Origin of the sequence: Methanobrevibacter sp. (assembly GCF_045611865.1) — an archaeon.
Taxonomy (GTDB): domain Archaea; phylum Methanobacteriota; class Methanobacteria; order Methanobacteriales; family Methanobacteriaceae; genus Methanocatella.
Genome location: NZ_JAZKXX010000002.1, coordinates 1 through 7,735, shown reverse-complemented (window position 1 = coordinate 7,735; position 7,735 = coordinate 1). Strand labels below are relative to the sequence as shown.

Genomic DNA, 7,735 nt, shown 5'->3' with positions numbered 1-7,735 from the left:
CAATTATCTGGTAATAATTTTTATTATTAATTTTTCATTTTTATTTATTTTTGCTAATATTATTTTAATAAAAATTGAACAATTTTCAATTTTTTATATTATTTCATCGTTATGAATATATTTTCTCTTTGAAAAATTGTTATTCTGTTTTATATAAATGTTTCTTTTTGATTTTAATAGCAAAGTCTTTTTATATGAATGATAAATAATTATAATTAATGCTCTCTTTATGTAAGGTTTAATATAGACCTCGAGAGTATTGATTATTATATGGGATAATTTAAAAAAGAGGTTGAGATATATGAGTTTTAAAAGTCCTGCAGATACTGCAAAAGCAGTTGCAGCTGCAGCTACCGCAAAAGGTGAAATGCCTATAATTAAACTTGCTATTTTAGGTTTCTTAGCAGGTGCTTACATTGCATTCGGTGGATTACTTGCAGAAGTAGCAAACACTGGTGCAGTAGCTGGTGGTGTACCAATAGGTATTTCTAAATTGATCTTCGGGGGCGTGTTCCCTGTAGGTTTAATTATGGTTGTCATTTGTGGATCTGAATTATTCACTGGTGACGTAATGTTTATGACTATGGGTCTTTTAGATGGTAAAACTGATATTATGGGATTACTCAAAAATTGGGTTGGAAGCTGGGTTTTCAACTTAATTGGTGGTCTCTTTGTTGCTTACGTACTTGCTTACTTAACCGGTATTATGGTACCTGAAGCATTCGCTGGCGGTGCAATTACCATTGCTAACACCAAAGCTTTAGGTGGAGCTACCTTCATGGCAGCTGGAAAATCAACTGCTTCTTTAACTTGGGTACAATGTTTCCTTAGAGGTATTGGTTGTAACTGGTTAGTATGTTTAGCAGTATACTTAGCTAATGCAGCAGAAGATGTTGTAGGTAAATTCTTCGGTATTTGGTTCCCAATCATGGCGTTTGTATGTATTGGATTTGAGCACAGTGTCGCAAACATGTTCTTCATCCCATTAGGTATCTTCTTAGGTGCTGAAGTAACCTGGGCACAATTCTTCATCAACAACTTAATACCTGTAACCTTAGGTAACATCGTTGGTGCTGCAGTATTTGTAGCATGTGCATACTGGTTCGTATACTTACGTGACTAAATGTACAAAATCAGTTTGGATCTAATATTCTATTAGTCAAACACAAAGGATTTTTACAAATCCCTAAATTTGTATTTACTTATTGAAAATTTGAAAGAAACCTATTTATTCAAATTCAATAAGTATCTACTAATTTATTTAGATTTTTAGAAATTTTTCTTAAAAATTTCATTTGAATGAAAATCATGCTTATATTAGGAATTTCTAATTCCAAAAAATTTTTAGAGACTTATCTGTTTCTAAATCACATTAGGGCTTTTTTTAAAGTTCTAAATATCACATTTCATGATAATATAATATTATATTATTTATGTACTTCGAATATTATTGTCAATTCTTTTATTGGATTATAACAATAGACACAATTCACAATACTCGACACAATTCACAATAATCCAGAAAGATTTAATAAATTATTATTTTAACAATAGACACAATTCACAATACTCGACACAATTCACAATATCTAAGAAGTTTTAATAAATATATTATTATTAAAAATTTCATTGTTAGTCAATAATTGAATTTGCCAATATGTGAACAAAACAAAAATAAAACCTTGATTTTATTATGGAGATTATAAAATGGTTGAGATAAAATATGTACCATCTATTTGTCCTTACTGTGGTACCGGTTGTGGTATTAACTTTGTAGTCAAAGATGGAAAAATCATTGGTGTCGAACCATGGAAAAGACACCCTGTTAATGAAGGAAAAGTATGTCCAAAAGGTAACTTTGGATGGCAATTCATTAACCACCCAGACAGATTAACTACTCCGTTAATCAAAGAAAATGGTGAATTCAGAGAAGCTTCCTGGGATGAAGCTTTAGACTTAGTAGCTAGCACCCTTAAAAAATATGCTGACACTGACCCTAACAAATTAGGTTTCTACGCATGTGCTAGATCTCCTAACGAAAACATTTACATAACCCAGAAATTAGCAAGAGCTGGATGTGGTACTCAAAACGTAGACCACTGTGCACGTATCTGTCACGGTCCTACTGTAGCTGGTCTTGCAACCACCTTCGGTTCAGGTGCATCCACTAACGGTTATGACAGTATTGAAGAAGCTGATTTCATCTTCTGTATTGGTTCTAACAACATGGAAGCACACCCATTATTCGGTCGTAAAATTATCAGAGCTATTAAAAACGGTGCAAAATTAGTAGTAGCAGACCCAAGATACACTCCTACTGCAAAATTAGCACACGAATACATGCAATTCAAAACCGGTACTGACGTAGCTTTAATGAACGGTATGATCAAAATCATCATTGAAAACGACTTGCAAGATGATGAGTTCATTGCTAACAGAACCAAAGGTTACGAAGAAATGAAAGAAGTTGCACTCAAATACGACCTTGAAAGAGTAGCTGATATTACTGAAGCTGACCCTGAACAAATTAAACGTGTAGCTATCGAATATGCAAAAGCAGAAAACGCAGCTATTGTATACTCCTTAGGTATTACCGAACACTCTCACGGTGCAGACAACGTAATGTCCACTGCTAACTTAGCAATGTTAACCGGTAACTTAGGTAAAATCGGTGGAGGAGTAAACCCATTAAGAGGACAAAACAACGTACAAGGTGCTTGTGATATGGGTGCATTACCTTCTGACTATGTTGGTTACCAAAAAGTTGCAAACCCTGAAATTACCAAAAAATTCTCAGAAGCTTACCAAATGGACTTACCAACCACTCCTGGTTTAACCTTAGTCGAAATGATGAACGCTGCTCACTCTGGTGACTTAAAAGTATTATACATCCACGGGGAAGACCCTGTACTCTCCGATGCAGATATTAAGCACACCAAAGAAGCAATTGCAAACTTAGAAATGTTAATCGTTCAAGAATTGTTCATGACCGATACCGCTGCTGAAGCAGATGTAGTATTACCTGCAGCAGGTTGGGGTGAACAAGAAGGTACCTTCACTTCTGGTGAAAGAAGAGTTCAATGGTTACGTAAAGCTCAAGAACCACCTAAAGGTACTATGCTTGACTGGAAGATAATGGAAGAAATTGCTGTAAGAATGGGCAGACCAAGAGAATTATTCCACTACGAAAATGCTGCTGAAATTTGGGAAGAAATCAGAGAACTCGCTCCTTCCTACTACGGTATTACCCACGAAAGATTACTCAAACCTGAAGGTGTACACTGGCCATGTCTTGACCCAGAAGATCCTTGTGAACCTTTAATGCACAAAGACAAATTCGCTCACCCAGATGGTTTAGGAGTATTCCAAGCATTAGAACACAGAGGTCCTGTCGAAGTTGTTGATGATAAATATCCATTACTCTTAACTACTACCCGTATCTTGTTCCACTATCACGCTGCTATGACCAGAAGATGTGAAACCTTAGATAAGGAAGTACCTACTGGATTCATCGAAATCAACACTGAAGATGCAGCAGAAAGAGGAATTCTTAACAATGAAATAGTAAAAGCATACTCTAGAAGAGGAGAAATTGAAATTCCTGCTCGTGTAACTGACGACATTAAGAAAGGTATTGTAAACATTCCTATGCACTTTACCGAATGTGCAGCTAACATGTTAACCAACTCCGATTCTTTCGACCCTAAATGTAAAATGGTTGAATTAAAAGCTTGTGCTATTCAAGTAGAAAAATTATAAGGTGAATAAGGAGTAGATTAATATGGCTATAAATGTAAATGATTTATTTTACGCATACTCTGCTAATGATGAAATTAAAGACAAAGGGGAATACGGTGGAGCAGTAACTACCATCATGAAATACTTACTCGAAGAAGGTATTGTTGATGCTGTTGTTGCTGTAGAAGAAGCAGCTGACTTATACGATGCTAAACCTATTCTCATCACTGACCCAGCAGATGTTATCAAATCTGCAGGATCCCTTCACTGTGGTACATTAAACTTAGCAAAATTCGTATCCAAATACTTAGACGGTGCAAGAGATATGAAAATTGCAGTTACCTGTAAACCATGTGACGCAATGACATTAAAAGAGTTAATGAGAAAACGAAAAGTTATCGAAGAAAACGTTATCATGATTGGTGTAAACTGTGGAGGTACCATGCCACCTGTACCAACCATGAAAATGATTAGAGATGTTTACGAATTAGACCCAGCTGACGTCATCAAAGAAGAAATTGCTAAAGGTAAACTCATCATGGAAACTGCTGATGGTGAAAAAGCTATTTCCATTGACGCTCTTGAAAAAGACGGAATGGGTAGAAGAGAAAACTGTCAAAGATGTACCATGAACATCCCTACCAACGCTGATTTGGCTTTAGGTAACTGGGGAGTTATTGGTGACTTAGCAGGAAAAGCAACCTTTGTAGAAATCTGTTCTGAGAAAGGTGCAGACATCTTCAAGAAAGTAGTTGATGCTGGAGTAATCGTAGCTCAAGAACCACTTGAAAAAGGTGTAGAAATCCGTGCTAACATCGACAACATCATGGTAAATCAAGCTATGAAACAAAGAGAAATCGACTTTGCTGGAACCTCCGGTGACATTTTAGAAGTATTTGCAGAATACAAAGAAGAATTCTCCAAATGTATGAAATGTTACGGTTGCCGTGAAGCATGTCCTCTCTGTTTCTGTGAAGACTGCTGTCTCGAAGCTGAAGGTCCTGAATGGGTACCTGGCGGATACACTCCTGCAGCTCCATTCTTCCACTTAACTCGTATGGTGCACATGGTAGATGCATGTACCAACTGTGGTCAATGTAGTGAAGTATGTCCTTGTGAAATTCCAGTATCCAAAGTATGGGCTACTGTAAACCAAAAAGTCAGAGACATCTTCGGTTACTACAGTGGTGTGGACAACGAAGCTCCATTACCATTCACTGAATTCGGAGAAAAATCCTACAAAGGATACTCTACTTTGTTATTAGAAGATTTATGGAAATTAATCTAAGTAGAGAAACTCCAAAACAAAATTTAGTATATGGTATATAGAATAAATTTTAGTTGTTGTAAAACTTTGTAATGAGCTTTTGCTTATTATATTCGTTTTACAATTTTCTATTTTTATTCTCCTTTTTAATTAAATAATTTTTAAAATAGTCACCTCTTATTCACTCATTTCTATGAAAATACTATTTTTTAAATTATTTTTTTAAAAACCATTGATTTATTTTTAAATTTAATTTATTTATCTAAATTTATAGTCTGTTTTTTTGAGGATATTTTGATTTAGGGATAGTTTAATCTATGATTAAGGATATACTTTTATTTAGATAAATTAAATTTAAAAATAGATAACAATTTGAAATTGATAAATTAAATTTAAAGATTTTAAATTTTAAATGAGAATATTGCAATTAAGGATTTTATATCAAAATCAAGCAAACTGTTCAATGGTGTAAAAATGAGAATTATTTCAATTGTAGGTTTAAAGAATACTGGCAAAACTTCACTTACAAGCAAAGTTATTGAAGAATTAACTAATAGGGATTTTAATGTAGCAAGCATTAAACATTCTCATCACAAAATGGAAATGGATCATGAAGGAACAGACACATATAAGCAAATGGAGTCAGGGTCTGATTTTGTTGTAGGGATTGGTGGAAGAACCTACTTCAACATTAATGATAGGCTTGATTTGGAACGTATATTATTCTTAATAAAACTTATAGAAAACCCTGATTTTGTAGTTATAGAAGGATTCAAAGCTTATCCTTATGCAAAAATAGCAACATGTCCTGAAGTGGAAGATGAATATACAATCAAAACAGTAAATTCATTTGAAATAACAGATGATGAAATATTGGAATTAGTTGACTTGATAGAAGAAAGGTCCTATGATATTTTGGAAACATTATTTGTTAGTGAATGCGGATATAATGATGCAAGTCTTATAGGTCAGGCCTTTGCACAAGGAAAAATGGATTACAATCCTGAAACTCAAGCTGAAGTCAACTTGGCTATTGATGGAGTGAATATCGGATTGAATAGATTTGTCAGCGATTATCTCAAGCAAACCATATTGGGAGTATTGACTCCACTTAAGATCAAGGAATATGGTGTGGAAAACTTCGATGATATTGACATAACAATTAAAAACAAAAAAGAATAATATAATAGTATTTAAGAAAATTTTATTATATTATTAAATTGTTTATTATAAATTTTATTTAGGTGATTATGTGAGCGATGATCAAGATTTTGAAAACAAAGTCAAGTTAGTGATTAATGGAAATGATATTGAATTGAATAAATTCACTGATGACATCATCAAGGAAACAATTCTTGGATTATTGAAAGCTATTAAAACTTCTGAATATGGTGTAGATGAAGTTAAAAATGTAGAAATTTCCATTGATAATGAATAGATTATTTTAAATTGAGTTTAATATTATATTATTTTTTTTTAATGAATGAATTTTATTTTGGGGTTTATGGATGAAAGATAAAATACGGGATGATTATGAGAGACCAATTATTTCACTTAGGATCTCCATCACCAATCGTTGCAATGTTGACTGCATTTATTGTCACCACGATGGGATGTTGGATTCCTCATCTGAAATGACTCCAAATGAAATTTATGAAATCTGCAGAATTGCAAAGAAATTAGGTGTTGAGAAAATACGTTTGTCTGGTGGCGAACCTTTAATTAGGCCAGACATAGTTGAAATTGTGGAGAAGATAAATTCACTTGATTTCAAAGACATTTCAATCACTACTAATGGTATAAATTTGGACAAATTTGCCCAACCATTATATGATGCAGGATTGGACAGAGTTAATGTCAGTTTAGACACACTTAATGAAGAAACCTATAAAATAATTGTAGGGAAAAACGTTTTAAGCAGGGTCAAGGATGGAATTATTGAATCTTGTGCAGTTGGTCTATATCCAGTCAAGATAAATATGGTAGTTATGAATGATATTAACCATAATGAGATTATGGACATGTTCGAATTTACAAAAAAACATGGTGTCATACTACAGCTTATTGAAATCATTGAGTCTGAAAGTTGTGATGACAATGACTTCAACTCCAAGTATCATTACCCACTTGCAGAATTTGAAAAGCACTTGGCTGAAATTGCAGATGAGATCAAGGTAAGGGAATTCATGCAGGACCGTAAGAAATATTTCATTGATGGTGGCGAGATTGAAGTGGTCCACCCTGTCGACAATACCAATTTCTGCAAGAATTGCACAAGACTAAGAATCACTCCTGAAGGAAAGATCAAACCTTGTCTTCTTAGAAATGACAATCTTGTAGACTTGGTGGAGTTCATTAGGGAAGGTGTCTCTGATGATGAACTTGTAGACATATTCCTAAAGGGAATCCATAATAGGGAACCTTATTATAAGGAAGAATAATAGCATATTTTTTTGCTATTTTTTTATAATTTTTTTAATATTTTTCTCACTATTTTTTCTATTTTTTATATTCATTTTCATTAATTTTTTTAATATTTTTAGTTTGTTTTTTAGTAATTTTTTCCATTTTTTCATTAGCTTTTTCCTTCAAAAATCCCTATGTGTAGTTACTACACTACCTTTATGTGTATTTAGTACACATTTTTTTGTTTGACCTAAAAATTTTAAAAATTTTAGAAAATTCGATATAAATAAACTTACATATTGGAGATATAATTTAGCTATTTTA

Annotated in this window: 6 protein-coding genes; all 6 read left to right on the top strand. The window is 33.3% G+C overall.

Annotated features, from left to right (window positions below):
* The first annotated feature begins 301 nt into the window (after nt 1–301).
* Nucleotides 302–1,123 (top strand): formate/nitrite transporter family protein, encoded by an 822-nt coding sequence (locus tag ACKI32_RS00105; RefSeq protein WP_407412648.1) that lies wholly within the window; start codon nt 302–304, stop codon nt 1,121–1,123.
* Nucleotides 1,124–1,707: 584 nt separating this feature from the next.
* The gene (gene fdhF, locus ACKI32_RS00100; protein ID WP_407412647.1) at nt 1,708–3,759 is read left to right on the top strand and encodes a formate dehydrogenase subunit alpha; all 2,052 of its coding nucleotides are present in this window, start codon (nt 1,708–1,710) and stop codon (nt 3,757–3,759) included.
* A gap of 22 nt (nt 3,760–3,781) precedes the next feature.
* Nucleotides 3,782–5,026 (top strand): Coenzyme F420 hydrogenase/dehydrogenase, beta subunit C-terminal domain, encoded by a 1,245-nt coding sequence (locus tag ACKI32_RS00095; RefSeq protein ID WP_407412646.1) that lies wholly within the window; start codon nt 3,782–3,784, stop codon nt 5,024–5,026.
* A gap of 453 nt (nt 5,027–5,479) precedes the next feature.
* Nucleotides 5,480–6,187, top strand: a complete 708-nt coding sequence (mobB, locus tag ACKI32_RS00090; RefSeq protein ID WP_407412645.1) for a molybdopterin-guanine dinucleotide biosynthesis protein B — start codon at nt 5,480–5,482, stop codon at nt 6,185–6,187.
* A 70-nt stretch (nt 6,188–6,257) separates the two neighbouring features.
* Nucleotides 6,258–6,443, top strand: a complete 186-nt coding sequence (locus tag ACKI32_RS00085; RefSeq protein ID WP_407412644.1) for a hypothetical protein — start codon at nt 6,258–6,260, stop codon at nt 6,441–6,443.
* 70 nt (nt 6,444–6,513) lie between these two features.
* On the top strand, nt 6,514–7,446 hold the full coding sequence (gene moaA / locus ACKI32_RS00080) for a GTP 3',8-cyclase MoaA (protein WP_407412643.1): 933 nt from the start codon (nt 6,514–6,516) through the stop codon (nt 7,444–7,446).
* Nucleotides 7,447–7,735 lie beyond the last annotated feature (289 nt).

Coding starts and splice junctions, on each gene's coding strand:
- ACKI32_RS00105 (WP_407412648.1), top strand. CDS start 302: ATGAGTTTTAAAAGTCCTGCAGATACTGCAAAAGCAGTTGCAGCTGCA.
- fdhF (WP_407412647.1), top strand. CDS start 1,708: ATGGTTGAGATAAAATATGTACCATCTATTTGTCCTTACTGTGGTACC.
- ACKI32_RS00095 (WP_407412646.1), top strand. CDS start 3,782: ATGGCTATAAATGTAAATGATTTATTTTACGCATACTCTGCTAATGAT.
- mobB (WP_407412645.1), top strand. CDS start 5,480: ATGAGAATTATTTCAATTGTAGGTTTAAAGAATACTGGCAAAACTTCA.
- moaA (WP_407412643.1), top strand. CDS start 6,514: ATGAAAGATAAAATACGGGATGATTATGAGAGACCAATTATTTCACTT.